This window comes from Actinomycetospora endophytica (assembly GCF_021026375.1).
Taxonomy (GTDB): domain Bacteria; phylum Actinomycetota; class Actinomycetes; order Mycobacteriales; family Pseudonocardiaceae; genus Actinomycetospora; species Actinomycetospora endophytica.
In genome coordinates this window covers 866,480-885,673 of record NZ_JAJNDB010000002.1, presented here as the reverse complement: position 1 = coordinate 885,673, position 19,194 = coordinate 866,480, and the positions used below count along the sequence as shown (strand labels likewise).

Here is a 19,194-nt window from a genome sequence, read left to right as displayed (position 1 = left end):
TCGTGCCCGCTCCAGGAAGGAGACCGGCCATGCCCCACCACCCCGTGCTGATCGCCGGCGGCGGCCCCAGCGGTCTCGCGGCGGCGCTCGAGCTCGCCCGGCACGGCGTCCGCTGCGTGGTGGTCGAGCCGCGGGTCGACGTGACCACCGACCGGCCCCGCGCCAAGACCACCAGCGCCCGCACCATGGAGCTCTTCCGCCGGTGGGGGCTCGCCGACCGCATCCGGCGGGCCGCTCCCGTCCCGGTCTCCTACGCCCAGGACGCGGTGTTCTGCACCCGGCTCGCCGGGCGGGAGATCACCCGGTTCCGGAACGCGTTCGGGATGCACGCCGGACGGCGCGAGGAGGTCGCCGAGAGCGGGCAGCAGATCCCGCAGCCCGTCGTCGAGCAGGTGCTGCGCGACGCGGTGGCCGCGCTGCCGACCGTGCAGCTGCTGCTCGGGCACCGCGTCGTCGCGGCGCACGACGGCGAGGACGGCGTCGTCGCGACGGTCGAGACCCCGGACGGCGCCGAGATCGAGCTGCGGGCCGACCGGCTGCTGGGCTGCGACGGGGCGAACGGCGTCACCCGCGACGCCGTCGGTGCCCGGTACGAGGGCCGCAGCGGCGAGCTGCCGAACCTCAGCGTCACCTTCAGCGCGCCCGACCTGGAGCGCCTCGTCTGTGCCCGCGCGGCGCACTACTGGGTCCTCGGGACCGACGCCGCCGGAATCGTCGGGCGGATGGATCTCGACGGGACCTGGTGGACCGTCGCACAGGGCGTGCGCTCCGGCGTCGACCCCGAGGCGCTCGTCCGGCGCCTCGTCGGGGTCCACCTGGACGTCACGGTCCGGGCCACCGATCCCTGGTCGGCCCGGATGCTGATCGTGGACCGCTACCGGGGCCGGCGGACGTTCCTCGTCGGGGACACCGCCCACCTCAACCCGCCGTGGGGCGGGCACGGCTACAACACCTGCGTCGGCGACGCCGTGAACCTCGCGTGGAAGATCGCGGCCGTCCACCACGGCTGGGCCGAGGAGGCCCTCCTCGACAGCTACGAGGCCGAGCGTCGCCCCGTCGCCGCCCGCACCATCGACGCCGCGGGCGCGCAGGACTCGCGGCTCGCAGGCTCGTTCGCCCACCTCGAGCTCGACCTCGACGGGCCGGTCGGGGCACGGCGCCGGGCCGAGGTCGCGGACGCCGTGTCGGTGAAGCGCGGCGAGTTCCACTCGCTCGGGCTGGTGCTCGGCTACCACTACGCCGGGTCGCCGGTCGTCGTCGACGACGGCTCGCCGGTGCCGCCGGACGCGCTGGTCGACTACCACGGGTCCGCACGGCCCGGGGCGCGGCTGCCCCATCGCTGGCGGCCCGACGGGTCCTCGCTCTACGACCACCTCGGCCGCGGCTTCACGCTGCTGCGCCTCGACGGGCGATCTGACGTCACCCCCGTCGTCGACGAGGCCGACGCGGCCGGTGTCCCGCTGCGCGTGCTGGACGCCCCCGACCTCCCGGACGCCGAGGCCTACGGCGCCCCGCTGCTGCTGGTCCGTCCCGACCAGCACGTCGCCTGGCGCGGCAGCGAGCCCGCCGCGGCGGCCGCCGCCCTCGCCACCGCCCGCGGCGCCTCCCGCGCGCCGGCCCGCTGTCGCTGACCCCGCACCACCCGTCGTCCCGATCCCGCATCCCGAAGACCCGGAGCCCGTCATGAGCCTCACCTCCGATCCCGCCGGAGCCACCGACCCCGGCGTCGGCGCACCCACCGACGCCGTCGTCGACCCCACGACGTCGGGCCCGCCCCGCGGGCTGCTCGTGGCCCTGGCCGCGGGTGCGGTCACCGCGCCGCTGGCGAACCTCGTCCCCGCGGTGCTCACCCTGCCGCTGGCGGCCGCGCGGATCGATCCGGCGGGGGCGACGTCGCTGCTCTCGCTGGTGGTCGCGATCGGGTCGATCTGCTCGCTCGTCGCGTTCCCGGTGATGGGCCGGCTGTCGGACCGCACGACGAGCCGGCTCGGCCGCCGTCGTCCGTACCTGCTCGGCGGCGCGGCGCTCACCGCCGCGGGCGGGATCGTCACCGCCCTCGCGGGGAGCCCGGCGCTCCTCGTCGTCGGCTACGTCCTGACCTCGATCGGCTTCAGCGCCACCTTCGTCGCCGCGACCTCGGTGATCCCCGACCAGATCCCCGCCGGGCGTCGCGGGCCGGCGTCGGCGATCGTCGGGCTGGCCCTGCCGGTCGGTGTCCTGGTCGGGCTGTTCGCCGCGAACCTGGTCTCGCCGAACCTCACGGCCATGATCCTGCTGCCGGCGGCTCTCGGGTGCGTCGGTTCACTGGTGCTGGCGGCGTTCCTGCACGACCGCCGCATCACCGCCGCCGAGCGGCCCGCGTTCGACCTGCGCGCGTTCCTGCGGACCTTCTACGTCGCGCCGCGCTCCGCGCCGAACTTCGCGTGGGCGTGGTGGAGCCGGTTGCTGATCTTCGTGGGCGTCGCGGCGATCCAGGCGTACCAGGCGTTCTTCCTCATCGCGGTGCTCGGCTTCACGGCGGAGAACGTCGCGGGCGCGGTGTTCCTGACGACGCTGGTGCTCACCGGCCCGTCCGTGCTCGTCGCCCCGGTGGCCGCGCGGGTCTCGGACCGGATCGGGCGGCGCAAGCCGTTCGTCATCGGGGCCGCGCTGATCTTCGTCGTCGGGCTCGTCCTGGCGGCGACCGCGCACACGTTCGCCGCCTTCGTCGTCGCCATGGCCGTCCTCGGGATCGGCCAGGGCATCTACCTCGCCGTCGACATCGCCCTGGTCACCCACGTGCTCCCCGACCCGGCGAACCCGGCGAAGGACCTCGGGATCATGAACCTGGCCAACACCCTGCCGATGTCGATCATCCCCGCGGTGGCGCCGGCGATCCTGCTGATCGGGGCGAGCGTCGCGCACCCGCAGAACTTCCCCGCGCTGTTCGGGTTCGGGGCGGTCGCGGGGCTGGTCGGCGCGCTGCTGATCGTGCCGATCCGGGGAACGCGGTGACCGGCCTCCGAGGTGCGCTCCCGCGCTCGTGAGCAGTAATTGACGCCATGGCGTCACTTACTGCTCACAGGCGCGGAGCGCACCTATGAGCGGTGGAGCCAGCCGTGGACGATCATCGCCGTGCACTCGTCGAGGATCCGCTGCCGTCCGGGATGGGCGTCGGACGGGAAGAGCGAGTCCCCGTACACCGCCAGCGACATGATCATCCCGAAGCACGCCCGCAGCGTGACCTCGACGTCGACCCCGGGGATCTGGAGGTGGCCGAACCCCTCGACCCCGATCCGCTCGTACTCCGCCAGCAACCGGCCCAGCAGGTCGTCGCCGGCCCGGATCCCGTCGACGTCGCCCTGGGACGCGGCGGCGAGGTAGACCCGCAGGATCCGCCGGTTCTCCCAGAGGACCGCGTACATCCCCTCGGTCCACTCGCGGGCCGGCTTCTCCAGGTCGTCCGGCCGGCCCTGGTAGACGTCGTCCCACCGGGCGATGTAGTCGCGCATGAAGCCGGCGACGGTCCCGAGGACGACCCGCTCGAAGAGCTTCGCCTTCGAATCGAAGTGCCGGAAGATGTCCGGCTCCGAGACCCCGGCCCGGGTCGCGATGTCCCTGGTCTTCGCCTGGGCGTACCCGTGCCGGGAGAAGACCTCCAGGGCCGCGTCGAGGATCAGTCGACGGACCTCGTCGCCGCTGCGTCGCTGACGGCGGACCCTGCCCGGCGCCGGGCCGTCCCCGGAGACGTCGGTCGGGTTCGTCGTGCTCACTCCTCGATGTCGTCCCGGAGCAGGAGGCGGCCGAATCGCCGCCGACGATACGCCGACGCGCGGAGTGGATCAGCCGACGGAACCGGGCCACTCCGGCGACAGGTCGCGGGGGCGCCAGATGATCGCGTCGTAGATCTCGGCGGGGTCCCGGCCGGTGAGGACGGCCCCCGCCCACGCACCGAGGAGCAGCCCGTGGGCCTCGGGCTCGTCGAAGGCGCGCGGCTCGGTCGCGTACAGGTTGATCGCGCCGATCGCGTCCGGGGTGGGATCGACGGCGTCGACGCGGCTGCGGGTCCAGGGGATGGCGACGGACACGCAGGAGCGGATCCCGAGCGCGCCGGCGGCGGCGCTGAACCGGGGCCAGGCGCGGCCGGCGTTGTCCCCGGCGAGATCGTCACTGCTGACGACGGCGACCTGGTCCAGCTCCAGGGCGTCGAGACCGGGGCCTTCCCCGAGCGCGTACTGGGCGGCGTCGAGCGAACCGGCCCGGCCGGTGGCCGCGGGCGTCGAGTACCGGCGACGCCCGTCCTCGTCGGCCTCGCCCACCGACGCCACGCTGATCGAGCGGCAGCCGCGGTAGACGGAGCCGGCCGCCTCCAGCAGGCGCGTCAGCACGTCGCGGTGCTCCTCGGGCGGGAGGCCGTAGCGGCCCGGCAGCCCGTCCGCCGCGTGGTTCAGCTGGGCCTCGGCGTGGACGAAGCCCGCGAACGCGGAACCCTCGTGGACACGGGCGCGGTCCTTCGCCCGGGCCATCAGCTTCGACGAGCGGTCCACCATCTCCCGGACCCGGGCGCGCACGAGCGAAAGCTCCGCATCCCGGTCGTGCCCCATCGGAGCACCGTAGGCCAGGGCGGGTCACCCGACCACACCCGTCGTGCGGCTCAGGACCTCAGGGTGCTGCCCGGGCTGACCCCGAACCGGTCGCGGTAGATGGTCGAGAAGCGGCCGGCGTGGGCGAAGTGCCACCGCGCGGCCACGGCGCCCACCGTGACGCCGGCCCCGGGACGGGCCGCGCCCAGCTCGGCGTGGGCGCGGTCGAGGCGGACACCGCGCAGGTACTGCAACGGCGTGACGTCGAGATGGCGACGGAACATCAGCTGCAGGCTGCGGGGACCGACCCCGGCGGCCGCGGCGATGTCGTCGAGGCCCACGTCCTCGATCGCGTGCCCGTCGACGTAGGCCACCGCCCGCCGCAGGGCGGCCGGTTCGTCCCCCGCCGCGTCCTCGACGGGCGCGCGGGGCACGAGCGCCGCGAGCAGCCGTTCCGCGACGTCGAGCACGGGCACACCCGCGGCCCGGGCGGTCTCCAGGAGCGCCTCGAAGGTCTCCTCCGGCTCGATCGCGAGATAGCGGCCGAGGACCGCGCAGGCGCCGTCGACGACGGCCCGGGCCCGGAAATCGACCGAGGTCCGGGACCGCCCGTCGTCGAGCACCGCGGAGGTCACGTGCTCCGCAAGCCGACGCACGACCTCCCGGGTGTCCGGGTCGAGCAGCGCCGACCCGCCGGCCGCGAACACGAGTGCGCCCGGCGTCGTCCCGCGGCCCAGCCGGAGCGCCAGGACGCTGTCGACCCCGACGGAGCCGCAGGCGATGGTGAGCGCGGGCCACCGCGGGTCCTCGCCGTCGACCGCCACCAGGTCCGCCCCGGCGAGTACCAGGGCCCGCGGACCCGTCTCGATCGCGGCCACGGCGTCCGACGGCAGGCGTCCCGACGACCACGTGACGACGCCGCCGCTGGTCGGCACGGACAGCTGCGTCCAGCGCACGGACGGGCTGACGTGCCGGGCGTCCTCGACGAGGCGTTGCGCCCGGGTGGTCTCGGCGCCCGACGACCGCGGTGCGCCGGCAGCGGCGCGGGCCGCCGTGAAGACCCCGAGGTCGGCGAGCGGCGTGCTCGGAGCCGTCGGGGCCAGGTGCGACGACTCGTCGCGCAGCGAGTCCGCGGCGCGGGCCAGCGCCCGGGCCTGCCGGCGGACCTCCCCGACATCGGAGCGGATCTGCTGGGCCTGTTCCCGCGCCAGGCGCGCCCGGCTGCGGAAGATCGTGCGGTTCTCCTGCGCCGCCTCCCCCTCCCCGGCCAGCACGTCGAGGGTGTCCACCCGATCGGAGACCGTCTCGAGCAGCTCGAGCAGGTCGCCGAAGCCGGGCGGCGCGGCAGTCGGAGGGGTGCTCATACCGTCCAGTGTGCCGGGCGGTCAAGCCCCGTGCCCTCGGCGACGGCGTCCCGCATCCGGCGGGCGCAGCGAGTGGTCTCCCGATCGACCTCGGCCTGCTCCCAGGCGCGCTGCCGGCAGGCCCGGTCGTGGAGCAGGGCGGTGCGCTGCGCCCGGACGACCCGGTGGCTCAGGGCCTCCGTCCGGTGACGGGCCAGCCGCGTCCGGATCCAGGCGCGCATCACCGCCGCGCCCTCGGCGACGGCGCGGGCGAGCTCTTCGACCTCGGCCTCGTGCTCGTCGCGACTGTCCATGGAACGACGGTACTGTCCATGGAGCGAGATGTCCCCTGAATCAGGTCGCCGGACGGTCCACCTGGTCCATCAGGACGATCGCCCCCGACGGTTGGCCGTCCCGTCCCGCCATGGGTGAGACGGCGATCGCCAGCTGTACGGTGCGCCCCCGACGGTTGATCGCCTCGACCCGCATGCCCTCGTCACCGGGTGGCGACCCGTTGAGCACCTCGCGGACCAGGGGCCGGAGCCGGTCGGTGGGCAGTCCGATGTCCAGATTGAGCAGGTGCTGACCGACCGCCTCGTCGGCGCGCAGGCCCCACAGGTCGTCGGCGCGACCGTTCCAGGCGCGCACGATCAGACCGTTGTCGACGACGATCACCGCCGTGCGCAGGCTGCCGAGCACCGCCTCGAGGAAGTCGTTGGCGTGGTCGAGCTGGGAGGTGCGGTCCCGCAGCTCGTCGTTCATCGACTGGAGCTCGTCGTTGGTGGACTGCAGTTCCTCGTTGGTCGTCTCCAGTTCCTCGACCGTGGACTGCAGCTCCTCGTTGGTCGTCTCCAGCTCCTCGACCGTCGACTGCAGCTCCTCGTTGGTCGTCTCCAGCTCCTCGACCGTCGACTGCAGCTCCTCGTAGGCGGTCTCGACCTGGCGGTGGGCGGACTGGAGCTCGGCGGTCATGCGGCGGTAGCGGGTGACGTCGGTGAAGAACAGCGCGATCGACGGGCCGTCCTCGCCCTGCACCTGGAGCGGGACGATCTGGATGTCGAAGTACAGCGTCTCCGACGCGGAGCGTGCGAACTCGCCCTCGTGCAACCACAGCGAGGTGCGGTTGCGCCGCACGTCGTCGTAGGACGACCGCAGCCCGGCGATGCGGTGGCAGAGCTCCAGCTCGGTGAAGCGCCGCCCGATCTCGCGCATCGTGATGCCGAGCTGCGCCTCGGCCCGCTGGTTGGCCTTGGCCAGGACCTCGTCCGGGGTCACGACGAGGGTGGCGACCGGACTGAGCAGCAGCGTCTCGTCCTCGAGCTGGACGTCGCTGCGGCCGCCACCCTGGTGCCCGCGGCCCAGCGCGCTCGCGAACCGGGCGGCCGGGTCGACCTGGTCGGCCTTGCGGAAGAAGCGTCGCTTGAGGTCGATCGGCAGGAAGAGCCGGGCGTGGCTGAGCAGCATCTCGGCCTTGCCGAGGAAGAGGACGCCCGAGGTGTTGAGGGCGAAGTGGAACCGCCGCAGCACCTGCGCCTGGGTCTCGGCGTTGAGGTACATCAGGGTGTTCCGGCAGACCAGCAGGTCGATCCGCCCGATCGGCGCGTCCTGCACCAGGTCGTTGCGGCCGAAGATGACACAGCGGCGCAGGTCGCTGCGGAAGGTGTAGCGGCTCCCGGTTCGCTCGAAGTACCGCTCGCGCCACGCCGCCGGCAGGTTCTGCAGCTCCTTGTCGGAGTACGTGGCCTGGCGCGCGGTGGCCAGCGCGTCCTCGTCGACGTCGGTGGCGTAGACCTTCACCCGCTGGCGGAACTCCTCGACGCCGAGCGCCTCGGCGAACACCACCGCGAGCCCGTAGGCCTCCTCGCCGCTCGCGCAGCCCGCCGACCAGACGCGGACCGACTCGCCCCGCGACTTCGGCGCCAGCAGCTGCGGGATGACCTGCTCCTGGAGCTCCTGCCAGGCGTCCGGGTCCCGCAGGAAGCTGGTGACGTTGATGAGCACGGTGTTGAACAGGTGCGTGAACTCGTCGGCGTCCACCTGGAGACGGTCCAGGTACTCGGCGAACGAGACGGCGTCGACCTGCTGCATGCGCCGCGCGACCCGCCGCCGGATGCTCGAGCGCTTGTAGCCGGTGAAGTCGAAGCCGCGACTCTCCTTGAGGAAGCCGAGCAGCGCCTCGAACTCGCCCTCGGCCCCGTCCTCCCCGTCGTCGTCGCCGGCCTCGCCGTCGACACCGTCGCCCTCGACACCGCCGCCCTCGACCTCGATCTCGATCTCGGCACCGACCTCGTCGGTGACGGACTCGTCGTCGGAGCGGCCGGGGTCCTGCACGTCCCCGACGTCATCAGTCACGTGGCTCTCCCACTTCGCGGTTCGACAGCAGATCGCGCACGAGCGCGGCGGACGCCATGGCGTCGTGGGCGGTCTCGCGGGCCCGGCTCGCGACCCGACCCGACCCGGCGGCGCCCGCGGTCGCGGCGATCCGGTGCTGCAGGGCGGACTTCTCCTCGAGGGCCTGGAGGGCGGTGTAGAGCGCCCTCTCGACCCGGTTGTCCTGCTCGGCGCGCAGGCTCTCCTCCGACCAGGCGTGGCCGACCCGGCAGCGGTAGTGCAGGAACTGTTCCTCGCTGAGGTCGAACAGCGGCCCCGAGCAGTCCGGGCACGTCAGTCCGGACGGCGGACCCGGCGGATCGCTCTCGGCGACCGCCCCGGCACCGTCGCGCGCCACCTCGACCTCGTAGGCCAGTTGCCGGCTGGTCCCGTGCCCACCCATCACCGGGCGGGCCGCGAGCTCGGTGAACAGGGCAGCCATGTCCGCCGCGGGCCGGACCAGCGCGCCGGGGATCTGCCGGAGCGCGGCGTGCGGCATCCCCGGGAAGAGCGCATCCTCCGGATCCTGCACCACGGCCGCGCCGCCGTGACGCACGATCCCGAGCAGGCCCGCCGCGCCGTCGTCGAGCATCCCGCTCAGCACCACGCCCACCGCGGCGGGGCCCGCCTCGAGGGCCAGCGAGCGGAAGAGGGGGTCGACGCCGGGCCGGTGCCCGTTCTCGCGCGGGCCGCGGGACACCGACACCCGCCCCTCGTGCACCAGCAGGTGGTGATCAGGTGGGGCGACGTACACGTGGCCGGGTCCGACCTCGTCCCCGTCACGGACGTGCGCGACGGGGAGCGCGCACCGGCGACCCAGCAGCCTCGGGAGCACGGTCGGGGCGTCGGGCGCCTGGTGGAGCACCACGAACAGGGCGGCCGGCAGGTCGGCGGGAAGCTTCGCGACCAGGGCGAGCAACGCCTCGACGCCGCCCGCCGAGGCACCGATCCCGATGTGGATGGTCCTCTGGCGCATGCTCATGGCTGGAACGCCTGCCCCTCGGCACGCTCGGCCGGGGCGTGCGATCGACCTCTGGCGCCACGGCTGATTGACCGTCCGTGGATCGGGGCATCGTAGCGTCGCCGGTCGTGTCGGCCGTGCCGCACCGGGTCGGGACTTGGCATGCTGTCCACCGAACGACCAGAGTGGCCGGAACGGGAGGTGACGATGGACGCGAACGACGTCCCCGACCAGGCCCCGGCCCATACGCAGGCCGAGCACCTGCGTCGACGGATCGCGACGCTCGCCCGGGATCTCGCGGACTCCGAGGAGAACCTCGCGTCGGTCTACGAGCAGTCCGCCCGGCTGCGCCCGCACGTCGCCGACCGGCTCCGGGAGGCGGCACACCAGGCCCGGCTCTACGCGGAGCGCGAGCGCCGCTTCGCCGGGGGGGGGGTCCGCCGCCGGAGGCGGGATGACGCCCCAGGACGCTTGACATAAACATTAGTTCAGGTTCGAGCCTGGACCGATGACAACGCACGCACCCCCGAGGGCCGTGGTGACCGGCGCCTCCCGCGGCCTGGGCCGCGTCCTGACCGAACAGCTCGCCCGTGACGGGTGGCGGGTCGTCGTCGACGCCCGCGACGCGTCCGCCCTGACGTTCGACTCGCCGTCCGTCACCGTCGTGCCCGGGGACGTCGCCGATCCCGGGCACCGTCGCCGCCTCGCCGAGGTCGTCGGGGAGCTCGGGGGGCTGGAACTGCTCGTGAACAACGCGAGCCTGCTCGGCCCGAGTCCGCTGCCGCACCTCGTGGACCATCCCCTCGACGAGCTCTCCGAGGTGCTCGCGGTCAACGTCGTCGCGCCCCTCGCCCTGGTGCAGGCCCTGCGCCCGTTCCTCGGCGCCGGCGCGCGGGTGATCGACGTGACGTCGGACGCCGCCGTCGAGGCCATGGCTGGCTGGGGCGGCTACGGAGCCTCGAAGGCGGCGCTCGACCAGCTCACCGGGGTGCTGGCGGTGGAGGAGCCGCAGTGGCGGGTGTACTCCGTCGACCCCGGGGACATGTGGACGGCCATGCACCAGGCCGCGTTCCCGGGCGAGGACATCAGCGACCGGGCCCTCCCGTCCTCGGTCGTCCCGGCCCTGCGACCCCTGATCGACGGCGACCTGCCGAGCGGGCGCTACCGGGCGGCGGACCTGGTGGTGGCGTCGTGATCCCGCCCGCCACCCGCTTCGTCCTGCCGCCGGACCGGGAGGCCACCGACCCGCCCGAACGGCGCGGGCTGGCGCGCGACGGCGTGCGCCTCCTGGTCGCCGGGGCGGACGGCGTCGCCCATCGCCGGTTCGCCGACCTCGGCGAGTACCTCGGCGCCGGCGACGTGCTGGTGGTCAACACGTCGGCGACGCTGGCCGCCGCCCTCGACGCCCGCGGCCCCGGCGGCGAGCCGACGGTGGTGCACGTGTCGACCTCGCTCGACGACGGGTCGTGGATCGTCGAGCCCCGCCGCCCCGACGGACCGGACCGCTCCGTCGTCGCCGGGGACGTGTTCGCGCTCGCCGACGGTGTGGCGCTCACGCTCGCCGCGCCCTACCCCGATCCGGACGCCGCGCTGACCCGGCTGTGGCGGGCGCGGACCGAGCCCCGCCGGGAGGTCGCGCCGTTCCTGGCCCGGCACGGGCGGCCCATCGGCTACGGCTACCTGGCGGGCGCGTACCCGCTGGCCGAGTACCAGACCGTGTACGCGACGCAGCCGGGCAGCGCCGAGATGGCCAGCGCCGGGCGGCCGTTCACGGAGCGGCTGCTGGTGCGGCTGATGGCGCGCGGGGTGGTCGTCGCGCCGATCGTGCTGCACGCCGGGGTCTCCAGTCCCGAGAAGCACGAGCCGCCCCTGCCGGAGCGCTTCGCCGTGCCCACGACGACGGCGCGGCTGGTCACCTCGACGCGGGCCGCGGGCGGGCGGGTCGTCGCGGTGGGCACCACGGTGGTGCGGGCGCTGGAGAGCGCGGCCGATCCCGACGGGACCGTCCACGCCGCGAGCGGGTGGACCGACCTGGTGCTCGGCCCGGACCGCCCGGCGCGGGCGGTGACCGGCCTGGTCACCGGCCTGCACGCGCCGGAGGCGAGCCACCTGCTGCTGCTCGAGGCGGTGGCCGGCCCCGAGCTGGTCGGGCGGGCGTACGACGCGGCCGTCGCGCACGGCGACTACCTCTGGCACGAGTTCGGGGACTCGACACTGTTCCTGCCCTGACCTGGGGGAAGCCCGTCACCGGGTGGGGGTCGCGGCGCGGAACCCGATGTTCGCCGCGCTCGACTCCGGGGTGTTGGCAGTGCGGGCGGAGGCGCGATAGCGCGCGCAGTAGGAGTGGTGGCAGAGGTAGGAACCGCCGCGCATCACCTTCGCCGACCCGTCGTCGGGACCGGTCGGATTCTCGCGGGGCGAGTGGGCGTAGTAGGTCGGCGAATGCCAGTCCGCGCACCACTCCCACACGTTGCCCACCATCTGGTAGAGCCCGTGGTCGTTCGGTCGGTAGGACTTCACCGGCGCCGTCGTGAGGTAGCCGTCCTCGACGGTGTTGTGGGTCGGGAACGTGCCCTGCCAGATGTTCAACGGCCACCGTCGGCGGGTGTCCAGGTCGTCGCCCCACGGGAAGCGGGCCCCGTCGCGCCCACCGCGGGCCGCGTACTCCCACTCCGCCTCGGTGGGCAGCCGCGCCCCCGCCCACGCGCAGTAGGCCTGCGCGTCGTTCCACGAGACGTGCACGACGGGGTGGTTGGCGCGCGGGGTCCCGTCGTCACCGGGGCCGTCGGGGTGTCGCCATGACGCACCCCGGACGTCGAGCCACCACTCGGCACCGACCACCGAGCCCAGGACATCGTCGCGGGCGCCGCGGAACGCGAGGTGGAAGACCGCCGAGGACCCGAACCGCTCGGCGTCCGTCACGTACCCGGTGTCCTTGACAAAGGTGGCGAACGCCGAGGTGGTCACCGTCGTGGCGTCGAGCCGGAACCCGGACACCGCGACCTCGTGCACCGGGCGCTCGCCGTCGGCGGGGTCGCCGTCGCCGTGGTGATCGCCCATGCGGAACGTCCCGGCGGGGATGGTGACCTGGCCCCGCCTCACTGCGAGGTCAGCACGCGGCGCTCCCGCGCATCCTCGTCGGGCACGACCACATCGTCGCCGACCGCCACGTGCACGGCCCGGATGGTGGCGGTGAACGCGGTGTCGGTCCCGGCGTAGTCCTCGGAGACCGGGGTGCCGAGGTCGACGCCGACGTCGAGGGTCTCGTCGAACGAGAAGTAGTACGGGATCGTCGCCGCCACGCGGGCCTCCCCGACCGGCCGGCCGTCGACGGCGAGGGTCACCTGCCCGCCTCGGGCGACACCCCCGCCGTCGTAGGCGAAGTCCATCCGCACCTCGTGACGACCGGGCGTCAGCGTGTCGTCGGCGCGGACCGTCGAGCGCGCGAGCCCGAAGTAGTTGTACTCGTAGCAGGGCCGCCCGCCGAGGCAGTAGAGCGTCCACCCGCCGAACCGGCCGCCCTGGGAGATGATCACGCCGGCCGCGTCGTCGGCCCCGATCTCGATGTCCGCGGTGACGCGGTGGGAGCGGTTCTTGACGTCGAGGGTGTTCTCCTCGGTGAGGCGCCGGATGCCGGCGTGGTACGTCGTCGACGTGCGGTCCCCGAGCAGACCGATACGCCCGGCCACGGTCGGGTTCTCGCGCTCGGTCACGCGGTCGTCGAGGGGGAAGACCCGGTACCGGGCGGCCTCGACGAGGAAGAGGTCCTGCAGCTCGCGGAGCCGATCCGGGTACGACGCGGCGAGGTCGCGGGACTGGCTCGGGTCGGCGTTCGTGTCGTAGAGCTCCCACACGTCCTCGGCGAACCGCTTCTGCCCGCCCGAGACCATGTCCCAGGGGATGCCGTGGCGGGTCACCGCGGTCCAGCCGTGGTAGTAGATGCCGCGGTTGCCGCACATCTCGAAGTACTGGGTGGTGCGCCGTTCGGCCGCGCCGGGATCGTCGAACGTGTAGCGCATGCTCGTGCCCTCGACGGGCTGCTGGGCGACGCCGTCGACGGTCACCGGGGCCGGGAGCCCAGCGCACTCGAGCACGGTGGGCAGGACGTCGATGACGTGGTGGAACTGGTGGCGCAGCCCGCCGCGGTCGGCGATGCCGCGGGGCCAGTGCACGATCAACCCGTCCCGGGTGCCGCCGAAGTGCGACGCGACCTGCTTGGTCCACTGGTACGGGGTGTTCATCGCGAGCGCCCACCCCACCGGGGCGATGGGGTAGGACTGCGGGCCGCCGATCTCGTCGAGGTGGCCGGCGAGCTCGTGCGGGTCGTCGACGACGCCGTGGCCCAGGCGGTGCTCGACGGTGGTCCCGACGATGCCGCCCTCGCCCGACGCCCCGTTGTCGCCGAGCAGATAGACGAAGAGGGTGTCGTCGAGCTCCCCGAGGGCCTCGAGCTCGTCGACGAACCGGCCGAGCTGGGTGTCGGCGTGCTCGGTGAAGCCGGCGAAGGTCTCCATCAGCCGGTTGGCCACGGCCGCCTGGTCCTCGCCGAGGTCGTCCCAGTGCGGCACGCCGTCGGCCCAGGGGGCGAGCTCGGTCTCGGGCGGGACGACACCGAGCTCCTTCTGCCGGGCGAGGGTGATCTCCCGCTGCCGGTCCCAGCCGTGGTCGAACTCGCCGCGGTAGCGCTCCTGCCACTCCGGCGCGACGTGCAGCGGGGCGTGCGCGGCGCCGAACGCGAGGTAGGTGAAGAACGGCCGGTCGGGGGCCATCGTCCGTTGGGTGCGCACCCAGTCGACCGCGTGGTCGACGAGATCCTCGGAGAGGTGGTAGCCCTGCTCGGGGCGCCGGGTCGGTTCGACGGGGGTGGTGCCCTCGTAGAGCAGCGGCGTCCAGTGGTTCATCTCGCAGGCCATGAACCCGTAGAAGTGGTCGAACCCCTCGCCGGTCGGCCACCGGTCGAACGGCCCGACGGGGCTGACCTCGGGTGCGGGCGTCTGGTGCCACTTGCCGAAGGCGGCGGTGCTGTAGCCGTTGTGGTGGAGCGTCTGGGCGATGGTGGCGGCGCTGCGGGGGCGCACGCCGGTGTAGCCGGGCGCGGCGGTGGCCATCTCGGTGGTGCCGCCCATGCCGACCGAGTGGTGGTTGCGGCCGGTCATGAGCGCCTGGCGGGTCGGCGAGCACAGCGCGGTGACGTGGAAGCGGGTGTAGCGCAGCCCGTCGTCGGCCAGCCGGTCGGCCGTCGGCATGCGGCACGGGCCGCCGAACGCGCTCGACGTCCCGAACCCGAGATCGTCGAGGACGACGAGCACGACGTTCGGGGCGCCGCGCGGCGGTTCGACGGGCCGCACGGGGTCGAACGCCTCGACCTGATCGGAGATCCCGAGTGCGGCGGGGACCGTCGAGGCGGTCTCCGGGAGCGGGAGGACGGTGCGCTCGGGGCTCGAGCCGCTCACGGGGATCGGCCTCCTGTCCAGGGTGACGCGGGCGACGGGACGGCGGGATCCTCCGTGCTCGCACGCCGGCCCGCTGCGTACATATGTACACTAAATGCGGACATACGTCCACACTCGCTGGCGACGTCCGATGTGTGAGTATTCGGGATCGGTGATGGGGGAGGTCGTTCCATGGCGGTCTCCTCGAACACCGGGCAGCGCCGGGCACGGGGCCCGAACGATCCCGGCCGGCGGGACCGGATCGCCGAGGCCGCGATCCGGATCGTCGCCGAGCGCGGCGTGCCGGGACTGACCCACCGCGCCGTCGCCGCGGCGGCCGACGTACCGGTCGGCTCGACCACGTACCACTTCGCGACGCTCGACGACCTGCTCTCGGTCGCGCTGCACGAGGCCTCCCAGCGCAACATCGCCCAGATCCGGGAGTGGGCCGACGACCTCGCCCCGGACGCCGACTTCGCCGCCGAGCTCGCCGCGCTGGTCCGGCTCCAGCTCGACTCCCGGCACAGCGCGACCACCGCCGCCTACGACCTCTACGTCGCCGCGCTGCACTACCCGAGCCTGCGCTCGGCGAGCGCCGCATGGGACGAGGCGCTGGCCGAGATCTTCGGCTCGCGCACCGACCCGGAGATGGGCCGGATCCTCGCGCCACTGTTCGCCGGGCTCGTCCTGCAGGCCTCGCTGGCCGACCCGAGCCCGTCCCGCCGGCAGCTCGAGGCGTGGATTCGCCGCGCGATGGGCGGCTCCCCTGCGCCATGATGTGGCGCGCACCGTCACCGCAGCACGGAGGAACCATGGCCCTGCAGGTCGTCGCCGTCATCACCGCGAAGCCCGGCTCGGAGGAGATCGTGCAGGGCGCGTTGCGGGACCTGGTCGGCGCCACCCGCCAGGAGGAGGGCTGCCTGTCCTACGAGCTCAACCGCTCGGCCGCCGACGGCGCGGTGTTCGTGACGGTCGAGCAGTGGCGGGAGCAGGCGGACCTCGACGCCCACCTTCAGACCCCGCACCTGCAGAAGGCGCTCGAGGTGGCCGGTGAGCACCTCGCGGTCCCGCCGGCGATCCACCCGCTGATGCCCGTCGCCTGATCTTCTGGGGGCCGCTCCCCCGCCTGCAGCAATGGCGCATCGCTGACATCTGACGAGCGGTGGGCGACACTCACCCGCCCGTCGAGTCGGCCGCCCCGGACCCGAACCAGCGTGTGTGCCGCGCACACGGCCAGGCCGGGCGGTGCTCCGCGCCCGAGCACCGTTGCGCCACGCACACGGCCCGGGCGCGCGGCGCTTCGAGTTCGACCGTCGTCGCGTGACGCGCACTGCCGGTCCAGCAAACGCCCGCCGGAGCCGTGTGCGTCGCGCAACGCCGTTCGGTCCGCACCGCGTCGGGCCCAGCCGTGTGCGTGGCGCAACGCCGACCCGGCCGCACACCCAACCGCACCCAGGCCGTGTGCGTCCCGCAACGCCGATCCGGCCGCAGCACTGTGCCATGACGAGCGAACGGCGCCACTCGTCGGCGCGAGCGCCCTGGCCGCGGGCCGATCGAGAATGCGGAGCCACTGACGCCCAGTGTCAGCGACGCCGCATCGCTGACACCGGGGTGACCCCGCACTAGGCCGACCTCGGCCAGAACTCCGCCCACACCCGTCCCGGCTCCTCCACGCGATCGATGTGGAGCTCGTAGCCATGACGCCGAGCGATGAGCGCCGCCTGCTCGCGGTGGTCCGCCGAGATCGTCAGCCCCACCTTGCGATCCCGCGCGACCCGCGCCGCCAACTGCCGCTCCAGCCGCGTCATCTCGGCCTCGAGCTCCACCGCAACCTCGAGTGTCATCGCCTCGTCCTCCCTGCTTCGTCGTGGGCTGCAGGACGCATGTTGACGCTGCAGAACAGCCGTGTCTACAGTCTGCGCCAGCTCATATATCAGTTGTCGCCACACGGTGTGGAGCATGTCGATGTCCCTGGTCGCCACCCCCCGAGGAACCACCGTCCTCGATCGATCACTCGCCGAGACCGACCCCGAGGTCCATGCCGCGATCGGGCGCGAGGTCCTCCGCCAGCAGCGGACCCTCGAGATGATCGCCAGCGAGAACTTCGCCCCCCAGGCCGTGATGGCCGCCCAGGGCTCGGTGCTCACGAACAAGTACGCCGAGGGCTATCCGGGCCGGCGCTACTACGGCGGCTGCGAGCACGTCGACGTCGTCGAGCAGCTCGCGATCGACCGCCTCAAGGACCTGTTCGGCGCCGAGTACGCGAACGTGCAGCCGCACTCCGGCGCCCAGGCCAACGCCGCCGTCATGGCCGCGCTGCTGGAGCCCGGAGACGCGATCCTCGGCCTCGACCTCGCGCACGGCGGCCACCTCACGCACGGCATGCGCCTCAACTTCTCGGGCCGGCTCTACGACGTCGCCGCCTACCACGTCCGCTCCGACGACCACCGCGTCGACATGGACGAGGTCGCGCGGCTCGCCCACGAGCACCGGCCGAAGCTGATCGTCGCGGGCTGGTCGGCCTACCCCCGCCAGCAGGACTTCGCGGCGTTCCGGCGCATCGCCGACGACGTCGGGGCCTTGCTCATGGTCGACATGGCCCACTTCGCCGGGCTGGTCGCGGCGGGCCTGCACCCCTCCCCCGTGCCGCACGCGCACGTCGTCACCTCGACCACGCACAAGACGCTCGGCGGTCCCCGCGGCGGCGTGATCATCAGCGCCGACCGGGACCTCGCGAAGAAGCTCAACTCGAGCGTCTTCCCCGGTCAGCAGGGCGGGCCGTTGGAGCACGTCATCGCGGCCAAGGCGGTCGCGTTCAAGCTCGCGGCCACCCCCGAGTTCCGCGAGCGCCAGCAGCGCACCCTCGACGGCGCCCGCATCCTCGCCGAGCGCCTGCTCACCGAGCCCGACGTCGGCGTCGTCTCCGGTGGCACGGACGTGCACCTGGTGCTGGTCGACCTGCGCAACCACCAGCTCGACGGCAAGCAGGCCGAGGACCGGCTGCACCGGGTCGGGATCACCGTGAACCGCAACGCCGTCCCGTTCGACCCGCGCCCGCCGATGGTCAGCTCCGGGGTCCGCGTCGGGACCGCCGCCCTGGCCACCCGCGGGTTCGACGCCGAGGCCTTCCGCGACGTCGCGGACGTCGTCGCCCGCGCCCTGCGGCCGGACGCCTCGGAGATCGAGCTCGACGCCCTGGGCTACCGCGTCGCCGCGCTGGCCGACCGCCACCCCCTCTACCCGGAGCTGCTCCCGTGACGACCACCGCCACCGCCGCCCCCGGCGCGCACCTGCCCGAACACCTGGACTTCCTCTGGCGGAGCCCCGAACCGGAGAAGGCCTACGACGTCGTCATCGTCGGCGGCGGCGGGCACGGCCTGGCCACCGCGCACTACCTGGCCCGCAACCACGGCATCACGAACGTCGCGGTACTCGAGAAGGGCTGGCTCGCCGGCGGGAACATGGCCCGCAACACCACCCTGATCCGCTCGAACTACCTCTGGGACGAGTCCGCGGGGATCTACGAGCACGCCCTGAAGCTGTGGGAGGGGCTCGAGGAGGACCTCGGCTACCCGATCCTGTTCAGCCAGCGCGGCGTGCTCAACCTCGCCCACACCGAGCAGGACGTGCGCGACTCCGTCCGCCGCGTCGAGGCCAACAAGCTCAACGGGATCGACGCCGAGTGGCTCGGCCCGGACGAGGTCGCGAAGGTCTGCCCGATCGTCAACGTCTCGTCCGACATCCGCTATCCGGTGCAGGGCGCGACGTACCAGCCGCGGGCGGGCATCGCGAAGCACGACTACGTCGCGTGGGGCTTCGCCCGCCGCGCCGACGAGGCCGGGATCGACCTCATCCAGCACTGCGAGGTCACCGGCTTCCACGTGGGAGGTCGAGACGGCGACTCCGTGACCACCGTGCGCACCACCCGCGGCGACATCGCCTGCGGCACCCTCGCGCTCTGCGCCGCCGGGCACTCGTCGACGCTGCTCGACCAGCTCGGGATCGCCGCGCCGCTGCAGTCGCACCCGCTGCAGGCCCTGGTCTCCGAGCTCCTCGAGCCGGTGCACCCGACGATCGTCATGTCCAACGCGGTGCACGTGTACGTCTCGCAGGCCCACAAGGGCGAGCTCGTGATGGGCGCCGGCGTCGACTCCTACGTCGGCTACGGGCAACGCGGCGCGTTCCACGTCATCGAGCGCCAGATGGCCGCCGCCGTCGAGCTGTTCCCGGTGTTCGCCCGGGCGCACCTGCTGCGCAGCTGGGCCGGCGTCGTCGACGTGACCCCCGACGCCAGCCCGATCGTCGGCCGCACGCCCTACGACAACGTCTTCCTCAACTGCGGCTGGGGCACCGGCGGGTTCAAGGCGACTCCGGGGCTGGGCTGGGCATTCGCCGACACCGTCGCGCACGGCCGCCCGCACCCGCTGATCGCGCCGTTCGGCCTGGACCGCTTCGTCACCGGCGCCCTCGTCGACGAGCACGGCGCCGCCGCCGTGGCCCACTGAGTCACCGCCCCCGAACCGGAG

18 protein-coding genes are annotated in these 19,194 nt (G+C 73.6%); 9 read left to right on the top strand and 9 right to left on the bottom strand.

The genetic code is table 11. From position 1 onward, the window contains the following. Positions 1-29: 29 nt before the first annotated feature. Complete coding sequence (locus LQ327_RS15150) at positions 30-1,631, top strand: FAD-dependent monooxygenase (RefSeq protein WP_230734924.1); 1,602 nt, start codon at positions 30-32, stop codon at positions 1,629-1,631. A 52-nt stretch (positions 1,632-1,683) separates the two neighbouring features. Beyond that, positions 1,684-2,994: an MFS transporter gene (locus LQ327_RS15145; protein WP_230734921.1), complete on the top strand. Its 1,311-nt coding sequence runs from the start codon at positions 1,684-1,686 to the stop codon at positions 2,992-2,994. An 83-nt stretch (positions 2,995-3,077) separates the two neighbouring features. Here LQ327_RS15145 and LQ327_RS15140 read toward each other — a convergent pair whose 3' ends face one another. From LQ327_RS15140 to LQ327_RS15115, 6 genes are all read right to left on the bottom strand, one after another. After that, positions 3,078-3,752: a TetR/AcrR family transcriptional regulator gene (locus LQ327_RS15140; RefSeq protein WP_230734919.1), complete on the bottom strand. Its 675-nt coding sequence runs from the start codon at positions 3,750-3,752 to the stop codon at positions 3,078-3,080. Between the two features lie 69 nt (positions 3,753-3,821). After that, positions 3,822-4,583: a hypothetical protein gene (locus LQ327_RS15135; RefSeq protein WP_230734917.1), complete on the bottom strand. Its 762-nt coding sequence runs from the start codon at positions 4,581-4,583 to the stop codon at positions 3,822-3,824. 50 nt (positions 4,584-4,633) lie between these two features. Next, positions 4,634-5,926, bottom strand: a complete 1,293-nt coding sequence (locus LQ327_RS15130) for a helix-turn-helix domain-containing protein (protein WP_230734915.1) — start codon at positions 5,924-5,926, stop codon at positions 4,634-4,636. After that, positions 5,923-6,219, bottom strand: a complete 297-nt coding sequence (locus LQ327_RS15125; protein WP_230734913.1) for a hypothetical protein — start codon at positions 6,217-6,219, stop codon at positions 5,923-5,925. The genes LQ327_RS15130 and LQ327_RS15125 overlap by 4 nt, the downstream gene beginning before the upstream one ends. 40 nt (positions 6,220-6,259) lie before the next feature. After that, the gene (locus LQ327_RS15120; RefSeq protein WP_230735116.1) at positions 6,260-8,077 is read right to left on the bottom strand and encodes a CheR family methyltransferase; all 1,818 of its coding nucleotides are present in this window, start codon (positions 8,075-8,077) and stop codon (positions 6,260-6,262) included. 172 nt (positions 8,078-8,249) lie between these two features. Then, entirely contained in the window at positions 8,250-9,257 is a 1,008-nt protein-coding gene (locus tag LQ327_RS15115; RefSeq protein ID WP_230734911.1) for a chemotaxis protein CheB, read from the bottom strand. A 186-nt stretch (positions 9,258-9,443) separates the two neighbouring features. Here LQ327_RS15115 and LQ327_RS15110 point away from each other — a divergent pair, with 186 nt between their 5' ends. Genes LQ327_RS15110 through LQ327_RS15100 form a run of 3 tightly spaced genes read left to right on the top strand, consistent with a single transcriptional unit; the run spans position 9,444 to position 11,465 of the window. Further along, on the top strand, positions 9,444-9,716 hold the full coding sequence (locus LQ327_RS15110; protein ID WP_230734909.1) for a hypothetical protein: 273 nt from the start codon (positions 9,444-9,446) through the stop codon (positions 9,714-9,716). A gap of 28 nt (positions 9,717-9,744) precedes the next feature. Then, positions 9,745-10,431 carry an SDR family NAD(P)-dependent oxidoreductase gene (locus LQ327_RS15105; RefSeq protein ID WP_230734907.1) on the top strand — a complete coding sequence of 229 codons (687 nt, stop codon included), beginning with the start codon at positions 9,745-9,747 and terminating at the stop codon, positions 10,429-10,431. Beyond that, the gene (locus LQ327_RS15100) at positions 10,428-11,465 is read left to right on the top strand and encodes an S-adenosylmethionine:tRNA ribosyltransferase-isomerase (RefSeq protein WP_230734905.1); all 1,038 of its coding nucleotides are present in this window, start codon (positions 10,428-10,430) and stop codon (positions 11,463-11,465) included. The genes LQ327_RS15105 and LQ327_RS15100 overlap by 4 nt, the downstream gene beginning before the upstream one ends. Positions 11,466-11,480: 15 nt before the next feature. On the opposite strand, the gene LQ327_RS15095 is transcribed toward LQ327_RS15100, so the two are convergent. Continuing rightward, entirely contained in the window at positions 11,481-12,296 is an 816-nt protein-coding gene (locus LQ327_RS15095; RefSeq protein ID WP_230734903.1) for a formylglycine-generating enzyme family protein, read from the bottom strand. A 38-nt stretch (positions 12,297-12,334) separates the two neighbouring features. After that, positions 12,335-14,689 carry an arylsulfatase gene (locus LQ327_RS15090; RefSeq protein WP_230734901.1) on the bottom strand — a complete coding sequence of 785 codons (2,355 nt, stop codon included), beginning with the start codon at positions 14,687-14,689 and terminating at the stop codon, positions 12,335-12,337. Positions 14,690-14,860: 171 nt separating this feature from the next. Between LQ327_RS15090 and LQ327_RS15085 the strand changes: the two genes are divergently transcribed. Both LQ327_RS15085 and LQ327_RS15080 read left to right on the top strand, forming a co-directional pair. Further along, positions 14,861-15,445 carry a TetR/AcrR family transcriptional regulator gene (locus LQ327_RS15085; RefSeq protein ID WP_230734899.1) on the top strand — a complete coding sequence of 195 codons (585 nt, stop codon included), beginning with the start codon at positions 14,861-14,863 and terminating at the stop codon, positions 15,443-15,445. Positions 15,446-15,480: 35 nt separating this feature from the next. After that, positions 15,481-15,771 carry a putative quinol monooxygenase gene (locus LQ327_RS15080; protein ID WP_230734897.1) on the top strand — a complete coding sequence of 97 codons (291 nt, stop codon included), beginning with the start codon at positions 15,481-15,483 and terminating at the stop codon, positions 15,769-15,771. Positions 15,772-16,290: 519 nt separating this feature from the next. Here the strand turns inward: LQ327_RS15080 and LQ327_RS15075 are convergent. Beyond that, on the bottom strand, positions 16,291-16,512 hold the full coding sequence (locus LQ327_RS15075; protein ID WP_230734894.1) for a hypothetical protein: 222 nt from the start codon (positions 16,510-16,512) through the stop codon (positions 16,291-16,293). A 115-nt stretch (positions 16,513-16,627) separates the two neighbouring features. Here LQ327_RS15075 and glyA point away from each other — a divergent pair, with 115 nt between their 5' ends. After that, positions 16,628-17,926, top strand: coding sequence for a serine hydroxymethyltransferase (glyA, locus tag LQ327_RS15070; RefSeq protein WP_308286315.1), 1,299 nt, complete (start codon positions 16,628-16,630; stop codon positions 17,924-17,926). Continuing rightward, positions 17,923-19,173, top strand: coding sequence for a sarcosine oxidase subunit beta family protein (locus tag LQ327_RS15065; protein ID WP_230734892.1), 1,251 nt, complete (start codon positions 17,923-17,925; stop codon positions 19,171-19,173). The genes glyA and LQ327_RS15065 overlap by 4 nt, the downstream gene beginning before the upstream one ends. Positions 19,174-19,194 lie beyond the last annotated feature (21 nt).